The organism is Geminocystis sp. CENA526, assembly GCF_050753365.1.
In the GTDB taxonomy this organism is placed as follows: domain Bacteria; phylum Cyanobacteriota; class Cyanobacteriia; order Cyanobacteriales; family Cyanobacteriaceae; genus Geminocystis.
Genome location: NZ_JBLZFY010000001.1, coordinates 107,498 through 124,027, shown reverse-complemented (window position 1 = coordinate 124,027; position 16,530 = coordinate 107,498). Strand labels below are relative to the sequence as shown.

The 16,530-nt window shown below is 32.5% G+C and carries 19 protein-coding genes and 1 pseudogene; 9 read left to right on the top strand and 11 right to left on the bottom strand.

Features of this window, described 5'->3' with window-relative positions:
- The first annotated feature begins 23 nt into the window (after window positions 1-23).
- Together ACN4EE_RS00585 and ACN4EE_RS00580 are read left to right on the top strand one after the other, a co-directional pair.
- Complete coding sequence (locus tag ACN4EE_RS00585; RefSeq protein ID WP_431704445.1) at window positions 24-242, top strand: hypothetical protein; 219 nt, start codon at window positions 24-26, stop codon at window positions 240-242.
- Window positions 227-406: a hypothetical protein gene (locus ACN4EE_RS00580; RefSeq protein ID WP_431704444.1), complete on the top strand. Its 180-nt coding sequence runs from the start codon at window positions 227-229 to the stop codon at window positions 404-406. Before ACN4EE_RS00585 ends, ACN4EE_RS00580 begins: the two co-directional genes overlap by 16 nt.
- A gap of 48 nt (window positions 407-454) precedes the next feature.
- Here ACN4EE_RS00580 and ACN4EE_RS00575 read toward each other — a convergent pair whose 3' ends face one another.
- From ACN4EE_RS00575 to ACN4EE_RS00560, 4 genes and pseudogenes are all read right to left on the bottom strand, one after another.
- Complete coding sequence (locus ACN4EE_RS00575; RefSeq protein ID WP_431704443.1) at window positions 455-1,738, bottom strand: DNA cytosine methyltransferase; 1,284 nt, start codon at window positions 1,736-1,738, stop codon at window positions 455-457.
- Window positions 1,739-1,927: 189 nt separating this feature from the next.
- On the bottom strand, window positions 1,928-3,346 hold the full coding sequence (locus tag ACN4EE_RS00570; RefSeq protein WP_431704442.1) for a Fic family protein: 1,419 nt from the start codon (window positions 3,344-3,346) through the stop codon (window positions 1,928-1,930).
- 268 nt (window positions 3,347-3,614) lie between these two features.
- Window positions 3,615-3,869: pseudogene (locus ACN4EE_RS00565) on the bottom strand (DUF5615 family PIN-like protein); the annotation flags it as partial.
- Window positions 3,870-3,979: 110 nt separating this feature from the next.
- A complete protein-coding gene (locus ACN4EE_RS00560; protein ID WP_431704441.1) occupies window positions 3,980-4,228 on the bottom strand; it encodes a DUF433 domain-containing protein in 249 nt (82 codons plus the stop codon).
- 453 nt (window positions 4,229-4,681) lie between these two features.
- Between ACN4EE_RS00560 and ACN4EE_RS00555 the strand changes: the two genes are divergently transcribed.
- The 4 genes from ACN4EE_RS00555 (at window position 4,682) to ACN4EE_RS00540 (ending at window position 5,860) form a co-directional block, all read left to right on the top strand.
- Entirely contained in the window at window positions 4,682-4,933 is a 252-nt protein-coding gene (locus tag ACN4EE_RS00555; protein WP_431704440.1) for a type II toxin-antitoxin system Phd/YefM family antitoxin, read from the top strand.
- A complete protein-coding gene (locus ACN4EE_RS00550; RefSeq protein WP_431704439.1) occupies window positions 4,914-5,105 on the top strand; it encodes a Txe/YoeB family addiction module toxin in 192 nt (63 codons plus the stop codon). Before ACN4EE_RS00555 ends, ACN4EE_RS00550 begins: the two co-directional genes overlap by 20 nt.
- 90 nt (window positions 5,106-5,195) lie before the next feature.
- Complete coding sequence (locus tag ACN4EE_RS00545; RefSeq protein ID WP_431704438.1) at window positions 5,196-5,483, top strand: DUF2281 domain-containing protein; 288 nt, start codon at window positions 5,196-5,198, stop codon at window positions 5,481-5,483.
- Window positions 5,480-5,860: a type II toxin-antitoxin system VapC family toxin gene (locus ACN4EE_RS00540; RefSeq protein ID WP_431704437.1), complete on the top strand. Its 381-nt coding sequence runs from the start codon at window positions 5,480-5,482 to the stop codon at window positions 5,858-5,860. Before ACN4EE_RS00545 ends, ACN4EE_RS00540 begins: the two co-directional genes overlap by 4 nt.
- Window positions 5,861-5,915: 55 nt before the next feature.
- Here the strand turns inward: ACN4EE_RS00540 and ACN4EE_RS00535 are convergent, their stop codons facing one another.
- The 4 genes from ACN4EE_RS00535 to ACN4EE_RS00520 are packed head-to-tail and all read right to left on the bottom strand — an operon-like array spanning window position 5,916 to window position 7,783.
- Window positions 5,916-6,131: a hypothetical protein gene (locus tag ACN4EE_RS00535; RefSeq protein WP_431704436.1), complete on the bottom strand. Its 216-nt coding sequence runs from the start codon at window positions 6,129-6,131 to the stop codon at window positions 5,916-5,918.
- Between the two features lie 36 nt (window positions 6,132-6,167).
- Window positions 6,168-7,166 (bottom strand): DNA cytosine methyltransferase, encoded by a 999-nt coding sequence (locus ACN4EE_RS00530; protein ID WP_431704435.1) that lies wholly within the window; start codon window positions 7,164-7,166, stop codon window positions 6,168-6,170.
- Window positions 7,167-7,538 carry a DUF5615 family PIN-like protein gene (locus ACN4EE_RS00525; RefSeq protein WP_431704434.1) on the bottom strand — a complete coding sequence of 124 codons (372 nt, stop codon included), beginning with the start codon at window positions 7,536-7,538 and terminating at the stop codon, window positions 7,167-7,169.
- On the bottom strand, window positions 7,535-7,783 hold the full coding sequence (locus ACN4EE_RS00520; protein WP_431704433.1) for a DUF433 domain-containing protein: 249 nt from the start codon (window positions 7,781-7,783) through the stop codon (window positions 7,535-7,537). Before ACN4EE_RS00520 ends, ACN4EE_RS00525 begins: the two co-directional genes overlap by 4 nt.
- Before the next feature lie 145 nt (window positions 7,784-7,928).
- On the opposite strand from ACN4EE_RS00520, the gene vapB reads away from it, so the two are divergent.
- Window positions 7,929-8,159 carry a type II toxin-antitoxin system VapB family antitoxin gene (gene vapB, locus ACN4EE_RS00515; protein WP_431704432.1) on the top strand — a complete coding sequence of 77 codons (231 nt, stop codon included), beginning with the start codon at window positions 7,929-7,931 and terminating at the stop codon, window positions 8,157-8,159.
- Window positions 8,156-8,542, top strand: coding sequence for a type II toxin-antitoxin system VapC family toxin (locus ACN4EE_RS00510; protein WP_431704431.1), 387 nt, complete (start codon window positions 8,156-8,158; stop codon window positions 8,540-8,542). The genes vapB and ACN4EE_RS00510 overlap by 4 nt, the downstream gene beginning before the upstream one ends.
- A gap of 76 nt (window positions 8,543-8,618) precedes the next feature.
- Here the strand turns inward: ACN4EE_RS00510 and ACN4EE_RS00505 are convergent, their stop codons facing one another.
- A complete protein-coding gene (locus ACN4EE_RS00505; RefSeq protein ID WP_431704430.1) occupies window positions 8,619-12,515 on the bottom strand; it encodes a cobaltochelatase subunit CobN in 3,897 nt (1,298 codons plus the stop codon).
- A 316-nt stretch (window positions 12,516-12,831) separates the two neighbouring features.
- Between ACN4EE_RS00505 and ACN4EE_RS00500 the strand changes: the two genes are divergently transcribed.
- Window positions 12,832-14,202, top strand: coding sequence for a flavin monoamine oxidase family protein (locus tag ACN4EE_RS00500; protein ID WP_431704429.1), 1,371 nt, complete (start codon window positions 12,832-12,834; stop codon window positions 14,200-14,202).
- A 30-nt stretch (window positions 14,203-14,232) separates the two neighbouring features.
- On the opposite strand, the gene ACN4EE_RS00495 is transcribed toward ACN4EE_RS00500, so the two are convergent.
- Together ACN4EE_RS00495 and ACN4EE_RS00490 are read right to left on the bottom strand one after the other, a co-directional pair.
- On the bottom strand, window positions 14,233-16,038 hold the full coding sequence (locus ACN4EE_RS00495; RefSeq protein WP_431704428.1) for a SpoIIE family protein phosphatase: 1,806 nt from the start codon (window positions 16,036-16,038) through the stop codon (window positions 14,233-14,235).
- Window positions 16,039-16,119: 81 nt separating this feature from the next.
- Complete coding sequence (locus ACN4EE_RS00490; protein WP_431704427.1) at window positions 16,120-16,482, bottom strand: response regulator; 363 nt, start codon at window positions 16,480-16,482, stop codon at window positions 16,120-16,122.
- Between the last annotated feature and the right edge of the window lie 48 nt (window positions 16,483-16,530).

Genomic DNA, 16,530 nt, shown 5'->3' with positions numbered 1-16,530 from the left:
CAAGATTGAATTAATCAAAACTTATGCAAGCAACAACTATTTATTTACCGACAGAAACGCAAAACAAACTGGAAAAAATATGTCAGGAAAAAGGGAAAACTGTTGCCGAAGTAATCCAAGAAATTGTTATTAATCAACTAGAAAATCAGCCAAAAAAACTACCTAAATCTATGGGAATGGGGGCGAGTGGTAGAGGTGATTTATCTTCTAAAGTAGATGAATTATTATGGACAGAAAAATAATAGCAGATACCAGTGGTATTATCGCTTTTTTAGATAGAGATGACCAATATCATTCTTCAGTAGTAAAAATTTTTCAGCAATATAAAATTTATGTACCTGTAACGGTTTTACCCGAAGTTGACTATCTGGTAACTAAATACTTAGGAGAAAATGCTCATTTATAACTTTGATTGAGCTTTTATTATAACAAAATTAACTCAGGAAATAAATTATTAATCTCTAAAATATTTTGGACGATCGAACTTATCAGAAAACAATAAAACACTCATTTCTAATCTTTTTCTTTTTGGAATAATCTCATTAGAAATATTCCAATAATTTGATGCTTTGTCCATATTATAAGCCATAAATTCTAAATCCATTTTTGCTAATTTTCTCACTTCTAATTGGTTAATATCCACCTCTAAAACTGTAATTATTTCGTCTCCAATTGCCTTAGCTAACATGGGAATAACTGCGTTACCAATTTCTCGAAAACCATGCCAAATTGTCTCATGAAATAAAAACCAGTCTGGAAATGTATGCAATCTTCCAGCCTCTCTGACTGTAATACATCTTGGTTGGTTGTAGTGGATTGGACGAGCTGCGGTATAAGCTCCTTTATCTCTGGCAGTTCCAGCCCTTAGAGTATTACACAATCCTGTAGGTGAAAGTTTCAAGAAACGACTGGTTTTTTCCACTTCCCCTTGAGGGGTATCTTGAAAACGTTGTTTTGATTTTTCTGTATGATTTGAGCCTACATGATTATAAACTAAATTATCTCTTTGTCGATCGTGGCATAATTCATAAATACCTTGAGGTTTTAGTGCAAAATTACGCCTAAATCCTGAATAATCTAGTTTATTTGCATCTATACTTTTATTTTCACCAATAAACGCAGGAAAAGATACTAAATCATTGATGGCACTTTCTACATTATTAAATTCTTCAGTTTCCAGAGGATAGTTAACGGGTTTCACATCGTGACGACTACCCATGAGAATAAGACGTTTTCGTTTCTGGGGTGCGCCAAAAAGACTTGCATCGAGGATTTTAATGGGCTTGGCAATATGATACCCCAATGACTCAAATTCGTTGATTAATTCTTCTAAAAATTGTTTATGACTACCAACAGCTATACCCGGTACATTTTCAAAAACAAAATATTTCGGTTGTAAATCTTGAATCACGCGCACATATTCAAACACTAATGAATTACGAGGATCATCTAATTGTCGTTTACCCATGAGAGAAAATCCTTGACAGGGTGGACCTCCTGCGATTAAATCGACTTCATTAATGCCTTTATCTTGGAGAATTTCTTTTAAATAATCGGTGTTGAGATGGTTTATATCTTGACAAATAGTATGAGTGTAGGGAAAATTAAGATGATGAATTAAGGCATGGATCGCATCAAATTCTACTGCTACAGCAATGTCAAATCCAGAGGCTTCTAAACCTAAAGACATTCCTCCGCATCCTGAGAAAAGGTCGATCGCAATTGGTCTTTTCATCATTTTAAGATAACATTACCAGTTCACTTTATCAAGAAAAGGTTTTTATTTCAAGGGCAAATAGATTAATTGAGGAAGAAGGGTTGAAAAATGTTCAACCCCTACAATATATAAAATGTAGGGGCAGAATATCATTCTGCCCACCCTCATCAAAATATTTGTAATAGATTATGTTAAAGAGTTCGATCGAACCTAAGATATTTTTAATCTTGCTTTTAAATTATCACGAGCAACATAAATAATTGTTTTACCTTTTCTTGCTTTAGTCGCTAAAAATAAATCTTTTTCAACTAATTGATTAAGATAATTTCTTGCTGTATTTGGTGTTAAACCTAAATCATTAGCGACTTGTTGAGCCGTAAATTCTTTGCCGATATTTTTTAAGGCTTGTTTTAAAATTTCTAGGTGATTTTTATTTAATGTTTTGGCAACAATACTATTATCAATCCAGTCCATAAATTCATACAATTCTCTTTTTTTCTTGTCGATATATTCATATAAAGAATTAATAGCTTTAATGATTATATCTACTTGATAATAAAGAAAATAAGTAAGATCAAATTCGTCTGTTTCTACATAAATAAAGGCTTTATCATAATCATTTCTTTTCTGCTGAATAAATTTACTAATAGATATATATTCAAATAACCAATAACCTGATCTTAGGATACTCCAATAAAAAATTGCTCTAGCAGTTCTACCATTTCCATCGGCAAAAGGATGAATATAAGCAATCATAAAATGTAAAATTATTGCCTTTATAATAGGATGAATAAAATTACTATAATTATCACTATCATTATCTATTTTATTGGCAAATTCACATAGTTCTTTTAATTGATCAACTATAGTTTTATAATCTGGTGCTTGAAAGGTATTTTCATTATATAAATCAGAAACAAAAATATTATTATTATTTCTAAATTCTCCTGCTATGCCTTCATTTTCGATCGCATTATAAACAGCAATTTTATGCAATTCTAAAATAAATTCTATGGATAACTTCTCGTCTTTTTTTTCCACAACTTTTTTCATCAACAGATAATTATTTAAAATCATTTGTTGTGATTTATCTTGAGGAGGAAGATTTTTACTAAGCATTTCTTTCGCTACTTTGCGAGTGGTTGACGCACCTTCAAGTTGAGAAGAAGTAATTGCTTCTTCCTGTATTAAACTTTGAATAAGGTAACGATTTTTTTCTGCTTTAGTCACTAAATTACCATCACTAATATCTTTTCCTCCTCCTGTTAATTTATCGATTTTATGGAGTTGAGCAAATAATGATTCAGGTACACAATAATGAAATACAGTATCTTTTTCTGCTTGTAATGGTATTTTTTTAGCCATGGAAGCCCGTGCCATTTTTGTCGCAATCCATACTAAATCTTCATTATCACCTTTTTTTACTCTCCATTGAAATTGATCCCAGTGTAAATATCTTCCTTTAGAATCGATCGATTTATACTCCGATCGTAACAAGAAAAGCTCGTTAAATTTTGTTTCATTATCAAGATTCTTTAAAAGTTGAGATAATGATTTTGACTTTCTAATTTTTCCCATCACAACCACATAAACTAAATTAGAGTTTATTTTATTGATTCTATTAAGCATTATTTTATAACATTATCTATCTGCTCGATCGAAAACGTAAAATTGTGTTGACAAACTTAAAATATTATGAAAAAAATAACTTTTGAAATTAACACATTTGAACAATTTAGTTATTGAGCAAATACAGATAAAAAGTATCTAAAAAGATTTTATAATTACTTAAAGAAAAAATTAATAGTATGACGTTTTTTTTTAATTATACTATGGATCAATAACGGAAGTGTCATTTAATATTGATAAATTTTACATCTTTTAAAACTTTCATTATTCAATTTTTAACTGGTAAATATCGAACACGATAGTTATTATCTTTGATTGTAATAATTACTCCATTTTCTAATATATTTTGACATTCTTGTAAAACAGGATTTAATTTCGATAAAACATAATCAGGATTGGCTTTTTCTAATCTAAAAATAATCACACTGGGCAAAGAATCACCGCTAAAAGCTAACAATTCTCCAAAATCTAAATCAAAAGTTAAAATTATTCTTCCTTCATCTTTTGCTTTGAGAATAATATTTTCATCAGGGAGTTTTTATAATTTCTCATCTCTGAGATGTATGGCATCATAACCATAATTTCGCAGAGTCTTGATAACAGTTTGAGAGACTCCCATATCCCCTAAAAATTTCATGCCACTTTCTCCTCAAAACTATAAACTTTTTCATCGGCTAACAAAGAGGCATAATTAAGGGATGCTTGAATATCGCCTAATTCTAAGTCTGGATATTCTGTTAAGATTTCATCGATCGACATATCACTAGCCAACAATTTTAACACTAAAGCGACTGTAATGCGCATTCCTCGAATACAAGCCCTTCCGCCCATAATTTCAGGGTTAAAAGTGATTCTTCCTAAGATAGTTTTTGTATTTTCCATCGTCTTCTATTTGATTGAGATTATTATATTCCATTATATTGGATTACTTTTTTAATATTTATAAATCTTTAATTTTTCAAAGACTTCATTAACTCATCTATGTCTAAAAAAAGTTTAATTTCCCTTCTTTATAGCTTTCTTTACTAATTAAATAATTATGGTAAATTTCTTCTCTTTTATCTTCGCTTAGATAATGTTCAATGAGTTATTTTATCTCATTTTTTTCTTCATTAGATAGTTTTTTTACGGCTTCTACAACGTCACTAAAAGTCATATTATTTAATAATTATCTGATTGATTAATGGTTAATATTATAAAATATAAGAACTAGGAGTTACGCACTCTTATAATTAAATAATAAAGATCGATAATTTAGTATTTTAGGGGAAAAAACCATCATTGAAGGAATTTGTTAAAATGATCAATTATAGTCAGTATTAATTTAAGCAAAAAATGGTTAGTACAATCAGACAAAAAGCCATCGTAGGCAAAAATGGCAAAATAGAAATTTCTCAAAGTCAATTTAAAGAAGGTGCTTCTGTCGAAGTTATTATCGTCAATAACTCTACGGAAATTGAAGATGAAACCACTTATTTATTAAAATCAGAAGCCAATAAAAAACAGTTATTAGAGTCGATCGAAAATGTAAAACAGGGAAAAATTGTGTCGATAAATTTAGAAGATTATGAGGAAAATAACCTTTGAAATTAACGCATTTGAACAATTTAATTATTGGGTAAATACGGACAAGAAAATATTTAAAAAGATTTTATTATTACTAAAAGATACACAAAAAAATCCTTTTACTGGATTGGGTAAACCAGAACCTTTAAAACATGACTTACAAGGATATTGGTCAAAATCAAAATATTTATAACAGATTATGTTAAAGAGTTCGATCGAACTTATAATTAAATGAGCTAGTATAAAATAGTATTACAGAGTTAGAAAATGATAAGAAAAATAAATGGAATTAAAAACTAGAATATGGGAAACGGTGGAAAAAATGCCCGTGTCTCTCCAAGTCGAATTATTACATTATGCAGAGTATCTTCAAGAAAAATATCGTCAAGAAAATTCGACACAAGATAACTTGATGATTAAAAGTCAAATAGACAAATTAAAAGATACTGCTAAAGAATCTTTAGAAGATATTGAAGAAGAAGATTTTTTTTCTTTAGCAGGTTTATGGGAAAATAGAGAAATTTCGAGCGAATTAATTCGTAAACAAGCATGGTTGGACAGAAATAAATGATACTCTGTGATACAAATATTTTGATAGAGTTGTATAAAAATAATCCTCAAGTTATTGGTGAATTAAATCAAATTGGAGTCAAGAAATTGGCTATTAGTATTATTACTCAAAGCGAGTTATACTATGGTGCTATTAAGAAAGCGGAGTTAAATAAAATCAAAAAACATTTAACATCAATTCGTATTTTACCCATTGACTTAAAAGTGTCAAATCAATTTATCCAACTAATGGAAACATACTCTCTCAGTCATAAACTAAGTATTCCAGATGCTTTAATTGCTTCAACCGCTTTAATTTATCAATTCGATTTATACACCCTCAATCAAAAAGATTTTCGTTTTATCGAAGGCTTAAAATTATATCAATCAATTAAATAATGTAGCTTTGAGAAGCTAGATGCAAAACAACAAACCTATTCTAATAAAAGTTTGATTATTTAGTCTTATTTTCTCTAACTTCTTTTACTAAAGATACAATTTCTTCCATTGATAATTGTTTTTCATCTTCTCCTAATTTATCTATTTTTTGCCATAAATTATTAAGAGTTTTTTGTGGTTTTACTAACTCTTTAATATACTGATATAATTCTGCTAATTTATCTTCGGGAATGTTATCAATTTCTGCTTTAATTAAATCTACGATCAACATAAAATACCTAAAACTAAAGTTAATATACACATAAAATTATAACAAAATTAAATCTGCAAATAAATTATTAATCTGCAAAACATTTTCAACAATCGATCTTAACACATTAACCACCACACTATTTCCGAATTGTTTATAAGCAATATTGTTACTATTACTAATAATAAAATCATCAGGAAAACCCATAATTCTGGCACATTCTCTCGGTGCTAATTTTCGGATTTTACCATTAATTAAATAAATACCAGTTTTTGCACCAATACCCCCACCATAAGCAGATAATGTGATAGCATGACCAAATTGATGATAAATTCTTTCACCCTGTCCACCCTTATTAATCATACCAATTCTAATCGGTTTTTGGGGATAATTACCTAAAATATCTCTAGTTATTTCTAAATTTTTGTTAATTTTTATATCACTTCTATTAATTATAAAATCTTTAGTTTCTGAATCATCTAAACAGAAGTCAATCAAACTTGTTGCCTGACTATAACTATTAGGAAAAGTAAAGTTTTTTACTTTTAAATCTTTTCTAAACCCTAAAATATAAATTCTTTCTCGCTTTTGAGGTACACCAAAATTAGAAGCATTTAATACTTGATAAAAAACATCATAACCAATCTCATTTAAAGTATTTTCTACAACTTTTAACGTTTTACCCTCATCATGCCTAGCAAAATTTTTCACATTTTCTAAGATTAATAATGATGGTTGATGATATTTAGCAATTCTCACTATATCAAAAAATAAAGTCCCCCTAGTATCATTAAATCCTAATTGTTTACCAGAAATACTAAAGGCTTGGCAAGGAAAACCTGCACACAAAATATCATGACGAGGAATCTCATTTTCGGGGATTATTGTTATATCTCCTTCGGGTAAAATACCATAATTTTTTAAGTAAATTTCTTGACAATGTTTATCCCATTCGGAAGCAAAAACACACTTAGCAGAATAATAACTCAATGCTTGATGAAAACCGCCAATTCCAGCGAATAAATCAATAAATTTTACATCTTTTAAAACTTTCATTTATTCATTTTTAACAGGTAAATATCGAATACGATAATTCTTATCTTTGATAGTAATAATTGCACCATTTTCTAATATATTTTGACATTTTTGCAAAACAGGATTTAATTTCGATAAAACATAATCAGGATTGGCTTTTTCTAATCTAAAAATAATCACACTGGGCAGAGAATCACCGCTAAAAGCTAATAATTCACCAAAATCTAAATCAAAAGTTAAAATTATTCTTCCTTCATCTTTTGCTTTGATGATAATATTTTCATCAGGGAGTTTTTGTAATTTCTCATCTCTGAGATGTATGGCATCATAACCATAATTTCGCAGAGTATTGATGACAGTTTGAGAGACTCCCATATCACCTAAAAATTTCATGCCACTTTCTCCTCAAAACTATAAACTTTTTCATCGGCTAACAAAGAGGCATAATTAAGAGAGGCTTGAATATCGCCTAATTCTAAGTCTGGATATTCTGTTAAGATTTCTTCGATCGACATATCACTAGCTAACAATTTTAACACTAAAGCGACTGTAATGCGCATTCCTCGAATACAAGCCCTTCCGCCAATAATTTCAGGGTTAAAGGTGATTCTTCCTAAGATAACTTTTGTATTTTCCATCGTCTTCTATTTGATTGAGATTGTTATACTCCATTATATTGGATTAAATAAGATTACAAAATGATGCAGTGCGATCGAACTTATAATTCAATGAGTTAATATTAAAATATAGTCTTAAAGAGTTAGAAAATGATGCGAAAAATAAATGGAATTAAAAAGTAAAATATGGGAAACAGTGGAAAAAATGCCAGTGTCTCTCCAAGCCGAATTATTACATTATGCAGAGTATCTTCAAGAAAAATATCATCAAGAAAATACGACACAAGATAATTCTGGTGTTAAAAATCGAATAGGGATATTAAAGGGTACATTTGTTTTACCATTAGCTGATGATTTCGATGAATCCTTAGAAGATTTTGAGGAGTATATGCTATGAAAGGCTTACTTCTAGACACTCATGCTTTTATTTGGTTATCAGAGGATGATCCTAATTTACCACAAAAAGCTCGATCACATATTCAAGAAGCAGAGACAGTTTATCTTAGCATTGTCAGTCTTTGGGAAATTGCCATTAAGATCAACATTGGTAAATTATCTCTTAAAAAAACTTATCAACACATTGAAATCGAACTCAAATCATCGGATATTCTTATATTGCCAATTTCAGTAGGTGATACTCAGGCGATTTGTAATTTGCCATTGTATCATAGAGATCCATTCGATCGAATGTTAATTGTTCAAGCAATAGAAAGAGACTTAATTTTAATCAGTAGAGATAGTAAATTTGATCTTTACCCTATTCAGAGATTATGGGAGTAAAATTTTTTTGAATATGATCAAAATTATCCCATAATATCGGTGGGTGAACCTAGACGCAACCTAACACAGAAACTAATTAAACAGTAACCCCCTCCAATTCATCCTCCGTCATCTCATAAAGACTCTTGATTTTCTCCAACTTCTCCTCATCCGCATCCCAAAAACCGCGCCCATTCGCCTCCAACATTCTCCCCACAATATTACGGAAGGCTTCGGGATTTGCTTCCCTCAACTTATTCGCCATGTCCTGATCTAATACATAAGTATCAACCGCTTGATCATATACCCAATTATCGGTAAAATCCGTTGTGCCTCCCCAACCGATTAAAGCCGTCATCCGTTGGGATATTTCGTAAGCACCGCCAGAACCCTGATCAGCCATAGCTTTCGCCCATTTGGGGTTAAGTAACTTAGTGCGATATTCCATCCTTAAAACCTGCTCCAATTTACGGGGAGTGGTATCCTTAGAGAAACTTTCCACAAAACTAGCCGTTACTTTCTTACCGCTTTGTTTTTCAGCCGATCGTTTCAAGCCTCCTGTGTTAGCATAATATTCTTGAATATCCGTCAAACCATATTCAACAGAATCGATTTCCTGCACCACCGTAGCGCTAGTTTCTAATAGTTTATCTAAAATTTCGGGGCGAGTTTGCCCTTTATCCTTTCTACCGTAGCTGAAAACATTGCGACTTTTCCATGTATCCGCTAACTCATCCCCTGAATCCCAGTTTCCATCCACAACTTGATCGTTTACTAATGAGCCAAAATCACCGCTAGGATTAGAAAACAGTCGTGCGGAGGGGTTATCTATACCTTTTTCCTTTAATTCAAGATAATGTTTGCGAATAAAGTTATTTTCGGGAGATTCATCTGCGATCGAAGCACGGTAAAATAAATCATCCAACAATTCGATAATATTCAAAAAAGTATCTCGAAAAATTCCCGATAAATTGCCTAAAACATCGATGCGGGGATGTCCGACTTTTTCTAAGGGCATTAACTCATATCTAACTATGCGCCCTGTGCCTTCTTTAACAGGCTGTGCACCTACCAATTCCAATAAAATGCCGATCGACTCCCCCTTAGTCTTAATGGCATCTAAACCCCATAACATGACGGCTACAGTCTCAGGATAACTGCCGTTTTCTGCTAAATTTTGCTCAATAATCTTCTTACCAATTTCTCTACCCCGTAAATATGCACCCTGAGAAGGCATCCGATAAGGGTCTAATGCGTGTATGTTACGCCCCGTAGGTAGTACTCCTGCTCCATCTCTGAGTAAGTCACCTCCGGGCGCAGGGGGGATATATTCACCGTTTAAACCTCTTAATAAGTTAGTCAATTCGTCTTCTGTCTGCATTAACAAGTCAGTAATTAGCTGTTGTTGTGCAAAACGTTGCTTTAATTCTTCCTCTTTTTCGGCTTTTTTCTCCACTCTGGCGAATAAGTCACTATTGTTTAACTCTTGAGAGAAGTTTTGTTGACTATAAGTATCATTAAAATAAGCCTCAAGGTAAGATTGCAGTTGCTCTTGATTCGGTTTTTCTCCTAAAATGTGTAAACCAGAGGAAAATAATCTTTGCTCGACAATTTGCAAATAGTCGTAAATTTGCACAAAATAATCGTTGAGTGCTTGTTTACTGAATAATTTAGCATTGTCAGCAGTAAACTCAATACCAGACTTTTCTCCTTCGCTAAATTTGCAATCTTTATATAAACCACTATCGACTATTTTTTGGACAATATCCCCTTTTAATAGCTGATTTTTCTCAGTATCTTCTCGATACTCGTTAATTAACTCTTTTAATGCCATTAACTCTTTATATAAACCCGCCCTACCGTAAGGAGGCACGTTATGAGAGATAATCACACCATAACCCCTTCTTTTTGCCAACATGGATTCACTGGGGTTGTTAGCGGCGTAAATGTAGAGATTAGGAATATCGCCTAATAGTACATCTGACCACGAATAACCCGTATTACCTAAAGGATTACCGGGCAACCATTCTACAGTGCCGTGCATTCCAAAGTGGATAATCGCATCGGCTTGAAAGTCGTTTTGCAACCATTTATAAAAGGCTGTGTATTGAGGATGGGGTGTTAAATCTTTTTCAAACATAAGCCTCATGGGATCACCCGCTATACCGAGAGGAGGTTGTACTCCAATCCAGACGTTACCGAGTTGAATACCGCCGATTTGAAATTTATCACCGATGGTTTTAATCCCTGTTTGAGTGAGATTTCCCCATTGTTTTTGGATTTTATTTATTAGTATATACCCTAACCATCGATCGAGAGTCTTCACATCAACGGTATTTAATCCCCCCGACTCTGTCTCCCCCCTTAATAAGGGTAATCTCCCCGACTCCGTCTCCCCCCTTAATAAGGGTAATCCCCCCGACTCCGTCTCCCCCCTTAATAAGGGGGGTTGGGGGGGATTCTTTTTCCCTGAATAGGAAATAAAATCATCGGCAGTTTTGACTTGTTTAAGAATTTCCTCGCCGTCTTCGGGAATATTATCAATGTTATAACCTTCTTCCTTCAATGCCGTTAGTAATTTTTGCAGAGATTTAGGTACATTTAATAAAGCGGCTGTGCCAGTTGCACCGTATCCGGGGGGAAAACCATACAATATAATAGCAACCTTTCGATCGAACTTCTCCTTTCTTCTTAACTTAATCCAATTATTGACTCTACCAGTAAGACGCTTAACCCTTTCAGGAATAAGGTATATATCTTCCCCTACTAAACCACCTAATGGGATAGTGTCGATCGAACCATCTAATTCAGGTAAAGCGTATAATACCACACTTTGCAAACCACCGATGCCCTTTCTCACCCATGAATGAATATCTTGGATTAACAGAGGCGCAGCGACGATGTAGGGAATATTTTTAGCCGTTAAGATACGTTTTGCCACTTCTACCTGTCTTCCAGCTTCCATACTACCAGCAGGACCACCCACCAAAGGAAAACCGATGGTAGAGATAACCGCATCAACTTTCACTGCATCCTTAGATAACGAGAGAGTTTCATTAATACCCTGACTACGTTTTTCTTGTTCATAATCTGTTGTCATCCAATCTCTTACAGCCACATGACCTTCAACACCATTGATGAAAATAGGAAGGGGAATCAATCCTGCTTCTTCAAAGTAGCGAATCAGTTGAGGAATATAAGACAGTTTGCTGATAACGTGCTTACGATATAACAATATACCAACAACAGGAGTTAACTCCCCTTTTGTTAAGTCTCCCGAATTTTTCTCCCCCCTTACTAAGGGGGGTTGGGGGGGATCATTCCTCAAATACCAATTAAGATATTCACTAGGAGAAGTAAAATAACCCTCATAGTCGGGATGAAGTAAACCCATGTTAGGAGTTTCTATGACAGGAGGAATTTCTGATACCTTTAAACCGAGATAATTTTCTGCAAGATACCAACACATCGAAGCCACATTATCAACTCCTCCTGCATTCCAATAACCGTAAATAATTAACCAGTTACGCAAATCTTGGACTTTTTTAACGGGAATGTACTTTAATAATTTAGGTCCTGTTTTTAAGAAACTAATATATCCTGCTAACTTATCTTCTTCTTTACTATTGGTAAACTTACTCAAGATGAATTGTACAGGTTTAGGCATCCCTTTAGGCTTATCCCCGATCGAAAATTTGCCTATTTGAGTCAAACTCATTAATTCTAAAGCCGACTCGAAAACCAGACGAATGGGAATATGACTCACTTTTTCCCTTAACCACATTACTTGATCATAGTCGAAAAGCAAACTAGCAAAGAAAACATCAGCAGTTTGTAAGGCAGATTCGACGTTTTCCCTTTGAGTATTAATATCCGCATCGGTGAAAACGATAACTTCTAAACCTTCACAGCGAGATGTAGCGAGAATCGCTGATTGCCGGTATAAACTACTGTTAAATGTCTCAAATCCTGTTATTAATACTATACGTTTCATCGTCTTTGCTTTCTAACTTTTGTTAAGAATTGTAAACTATTCTAGCATGGTAATTAAAAACCTTCTATTTCTCTTACTTTTCATGGAATCAATAACATTTTTTATCTCACGCAAAGACGCAAAGTCGCAAAGGTGAATCTTCCCTTAGAAAATAAAGACTAGGATACTTTTACCATAAGTTTTATTTTTGTATCGTAAAACAAGCATCTTGTTTGTACTTGTACCATTACTATATCAATGCAATCAGCACTCAATTATAGTAATTTTTAAGAGAGTTTTTTAATTCTTAATTCTTAATTCTTAATTCTTAATTACAATGGTTAATCGTCGTTTTTTTCTTTGTTTAACATCCCTAATAGCAACGTATACTTTCTCCTCAAAAAATTTAGCTAATAATATCAATAAAGCTAAGGGGAAAATTATTATTATAGGTGCTGGAATAGCAGGATTAACAGCAGGTAAAACTTTGCAAAATCAAGGTTTTGAGGTAATCTTATTAGAAGCAAGAAATCGTATTGGTGGACGTTTATGGACAAGTAAAAAATGGGATAATGCTTCGGTAGATATGGGGGCTTCTTGGATTCATGGAAAGCAAGGTAATCCCATTACAAAATTAGCTAATTCTATTAATGCTCAAGTTTTTCCTACTAAGAGTGAAAAAGCTATTATATACGATCTTAATGGCAAAATAATTACAGAGGATAAAGAAGAAAAATTAGATAAATTAGCTCAGAAAATAGAACAAATTATTATTAAAATTCAGAATAAATATAATGACGATATTTCTTTGCAAAAAGCCTTAGAAAAAGAACTAAATTGGCAACAATTATCCAACTCAGATAAAGACTATTTTAACTTTTTATTTAACTATAATATTGAGCTAGAATACGCAGCCGATATATCTCAACTTTCCGCTTTCTATTTTGATGATGGTAAAGCTTTTGATGGTGATGATTTACTCTTTCCTAAAGGTTATACTGTTATCAGTGATTATTTAGCTAAAGGATTGAATATTAGACTTAATCATAAAGTAGTTTCGATCGAATCTAATAATCAGGGCGTAAATGTTATTACTAATCAAGGCAATTTTCAGGGGGATAAAGTCATTGTCACTTTACCATTAGGAGTTTTACAAAAAAATATCGTTAAGTTTTCTCCTCCTTTACCAGAGAAAAAATTAGGGGCAATTAATCAATTAGGTATGGGAGTTTTAAATAAATTATACTTACTTTTTCCGAAGCCATTTTGGCAAAAAAATTACCATTGGATAGGGAAGATTTCAGATAAAAAAGGACAATGGAGTGGATGGGTTAATCTTGAATCGGCACTAAAAAAACCAATATTATTAGGATTTAATGCGGGAAAATTCGGGAAAGAAATAGAGTCATGGAGTGATGAAAAAATTGTCGCTGATGCCATGAAAAATTTACGGCAAATTTACGGCAATTCTATTCCCCAACCTATAGATTATCAGTTAACCCGATGGAGTCAAGATGCTTTTAGTTTTGGTTCTTACTCTTATTATGCCATTAATTCTACACCAAACCATCGTCAGGAATTAGCTAAACCCATTAATCAACAAGTTTTTTTCGCAGGGGAAGCCACTTCTGTCGATTATCCTGCCACTGTACATGGTGCTTATCTTAGCGGATTGCGCGTCAGTCAGGAAATTATCGCTCATCAATAATTCATAATTCATAATTTATCCATGAAACCATTAGCAGAAGACTCGATTTTCTCTCCTGATAGCTAACATAGTTATATCATCAAACTGATCTGCTGTGCCGATATGTTCTAATACACTGTCTTTTATGGTATTGACTAATAATTGAGCCGAATTAAAGGGTTGCTCTAAAATGGCATTTAACCTTTTATCATGGTAAAATTCTTTGGTGATCGATCGAGCATCCGTGACACCATCAGTATTGCCAAATAGTATATCTCCTTGCTCAAGGTAAATTTGTTTACAGTTAAACACCATATCAGGCATCATACCCACAGCAGGTGCGATCGAACTAAGCTCATGTTTTCTGTTACCATGGGAATCAGTGATAATTAACGATTCATGCCCTCCATTAATGTAGGTTAATAATCCAGTATCAGGATTTAAAATGCCCATAAACATTGTCGCAAACATTCCTAAATCACCATGATTATCCGCAACATAATTATTCGTTAAACTCACGGAATTAAGCGCGTTTAAGTGGATAAAATTCGTTTCCATATCATCACTTATCCATCCCGTTTCTAAGGGTTTATGAGTAGATAATATCTCATTTATATCTCCTTCGATCGAAATTTGATGAGAAAAAATCCGAATTAAACTACGAAAAAGTCCCATAAATAATGCCGCACCAACTCCCTTATCACACACATCAGCTAAGACTAAAACAACGTGATTATTAGGCAATAAAAAAGTATCGTAAAAATCTCCTGCTACTTGACGGGCAGGTTTAAAGAAACTAGCTATTTCCCATTGAGGAATTTGTAAGGGTTTAAGGGGTAAAAAGTTTAACTGCATTTCTCGCCCTTTATCTAATTCATTATTTAATTTTTTGACATATTCGATTTCTCTATCCCTCAGAATTTTCTTTTCTAAAGATGTATCAACTCTCGCTTTTAAAAGGGTTTTATTAAAAGGTTTTGGTAAATAATCTTCTGCCCCAATTTCAATGCAACGAATAATATTTTCTACTTCATCAAGGGCTGAAATCATAATGACAGGAATATGTTTTTTCTTGGGATTTTCTTTAATATTTTTTAATGCTTGATAACCGTCAATTTCTGGCATCAATAAGTCTAAAAGAATCAAATCATAGTCTTTTTTATCAATCATTTCAAGGGCTTCTTTCCCATTAATTGCCGTAGAAACAGTATAATTTTCTTTGGTTAATAAAGTATAAAGTAAATCTCGATTATTTTGGTTATCATCTACTACTAAAATATGTCCAGTCAGAGCATTTTTTTGATTTTCTAAGGATAATTTAGGGTATCTAACTTGGATAAAATTATCTATAGGAACATGGGATAAATTTTCTGTTTCATCAATTGGTAAAAAGTTTAATTCTTGAATATCAATAAACAATGCTTTCAGATGAATCCCTGATTTATAGACTCTATTAATGTCCACGATAAAGTCTTCATTGTCGAACACTTCTAATTCGTTTTTTAACAGATTACAGTTACTAATAATATCGGTAATTAAGGGATTCGTCGCTATTTTTAAATTTAATAAATTTTCTACTAAAATATTTTTTGATTGACTACCATATTGATCATTTAATAATTGATTAATTAGTCTTAATACTTCTTTTCCATTGCTTTGAATATCGTTTAATTTATTTATGGAATCTTCTACACTTTCTCCATGGGATTCTTGTAAAGTTACATCATCTTCTAATTCTTCTAATAACATTTCACTATAACCTAAAATCGCATTAATAGGAGTGCGTAAGTCATGCCTTAAATTTGCTATAAATGAGGAATCGATCGTAATGTTTTCGGTATTATTAATATCAGTCATAGTTTTAGTTTTTAAAAGAGAAAAAAGAATGAGAAAATTAGGTACTAAGATTTAAGTTTTCAAAATCTTAGTTGAGGGTTTTTAACTTAAAAAAGATTGAATTTTACCGAGCAATCTTGGTAATTCGATGGGTTTTGTATCATAATCATCGCATCCTGCCGCTAATGCTTTTTCATAATCACCTTGCATAGCGTGGGCGGTTAAAGCAATAATAGGAGTAGCTTTTGTTTCTTCTTGTTGTTTTAAATGGGTTGTGGCAGTCCAACCATCCATAACTGGTAAACTCATATCCATTAAAATCAAGTCTGGTTTTTCTGACATGGCTTTTTCTACCCCTTCTCCACCGTCAACGGCAATAATTATTTCATAACCCTTGCGTTTTAAGCGACGAGAAAGCATATCTCGATTCATCTCATTATCTTCGACTAAAAGAATTTTATACATAATTTTAGGGAATCAAAAAATTAAACAATCATATTTGGTTTTTCTAAT

Bases quoted from the DNA above. Each gene is read 5' to 3' on its own strand.
- ACN4EE_RS00585 (WP_431704445.1), top strand. From the start codon at position 24: ATGCAAGCAACAACTATTTATTTACCGACAGAAACGCAAAACAAACTG.
- ACN4EE_RS00580 (WP_431704444.1), top strand. From the start codon at position 227: ATGGACAGAAAAATAATAGCAGATACCAGTGGTATTATCGCTTTTTTA.
- ACN4EE_RS00575 (WP_431704443.1), bottom strand. From the start codon at position 1,738: ATGATGAAAAGACCAATTGCGATCGACCTTTTCTCAGGATGCGGAGGA.
- ACN4EE_RS00570 (WP_431704442.1), bottom strand. From the start codon at position 3,346: ATGCTTAATAGAATCAATAAAATAAACTCTAATTTAGTTTATGTGGTT.
- ACN4EE_RS00560 (WP_431704441.1), bottom strand. From the start codon at position 4,228: ATGGAAAATACAAAAACTATCTTAGGAAGAATCACTTTTAACCCTGAA.
- ACN4EE_RS00555 (WP_431704440.1), top strand. From the start codon at position 4,682: ATGGTTAGTACAATCAGACAAAAAGCCATCGTAGGCAAAAATGGCAAA.
- ACN4EE_RS00550 (WP_431704439.1), top strand. From the start codon at position 4,914: ATGAGGAAAATAACCTTTGAAATTAACGCATTTGAACAATTTAATTAT.
- ACN4EE_RS00545 (WP_431704438.1), top strand. From the start codon at position 5,196: ATGGAATTAAAAACTAGAATATGGGAAACGGTGGAAAAAATGCCCGTG.
- ACN4EE_RS00540 (WP_431704437.1), top strand. From the start codon at position 5,480: ATGATACTCTGTGATACAAATATTTTGATAGAGTTGTATAAAAATAAT.
- ACN4EE_RS00535 (WP_431704436.1), bottom strand. From the start codon at position 6,131: ATGTTGATCGTAGATTTAATTAAAGCAGAAATTGATAACATTCCCGAA.
- ACN4EE_RS00530 (WP_431704435.1), bottom strand. From the start codon at position 7,166: ATGAAAGTTTTAAAAGATGTAAAATTTATTGATTTATTCGCTGGAATT.
- ACN4EE_RS00525 (WP_431704434.1), bottom strand. From the start codon at position 7,538: ATGAAATTTTTAGGTGATATGGGAGTCTCTCAAACTGTCATCAATACT.
- ACN4EE_RS00520 (WP_431704433.1), bottom strand. From the start codon at position 7,783: ATGGAAAATACAAAAGTTATCTTAGGAAGAATCACCTTTAACCCTGAA.
- vapB (WP_431704432.1), top strand. From the start codon at position 7,929: ATGGAATTAAAAAGTAAAATATGGGAAACAGTGGAAAAAATGCCAGTG.
- ACN4EE_RS00510 (WP_431704431.1), top strand. From the start codon at position 8,156: ATGAAAGGCTTACTTCTAGACACTCATGCTTTTATTTGGTTATCAGAG.
- ACN4EE_RS00505 (WP_431704430.1), bottom strand. From the start codon at position 12,515: ATGAAACGTATAGTATTAATAACAGGATTTGAGACATTTAACAGTAGT.
- ACN4EE_RS00500 (WP_431704429.1), top strand. From the start codon at position 12,832: ATGGTTAATCGTCGTTTTTTTCTTTGTTTAACATCCCTAATAGCAACG.
- ACN4EE_RS00495 (WP_431704428.1), bottom strand. From the start codon at position 16,038: ATGACTGATATTAATAATACCGAAAACATTACGATCGATTCCTCATTT.
- ACN4EE_RS00490 (WP_431704427.1), bottom strand. From the start codon at position 16,482: ATGTATAAAATTCTTTTAGTCGAAGATAATGAGATGAATCGAGATATG.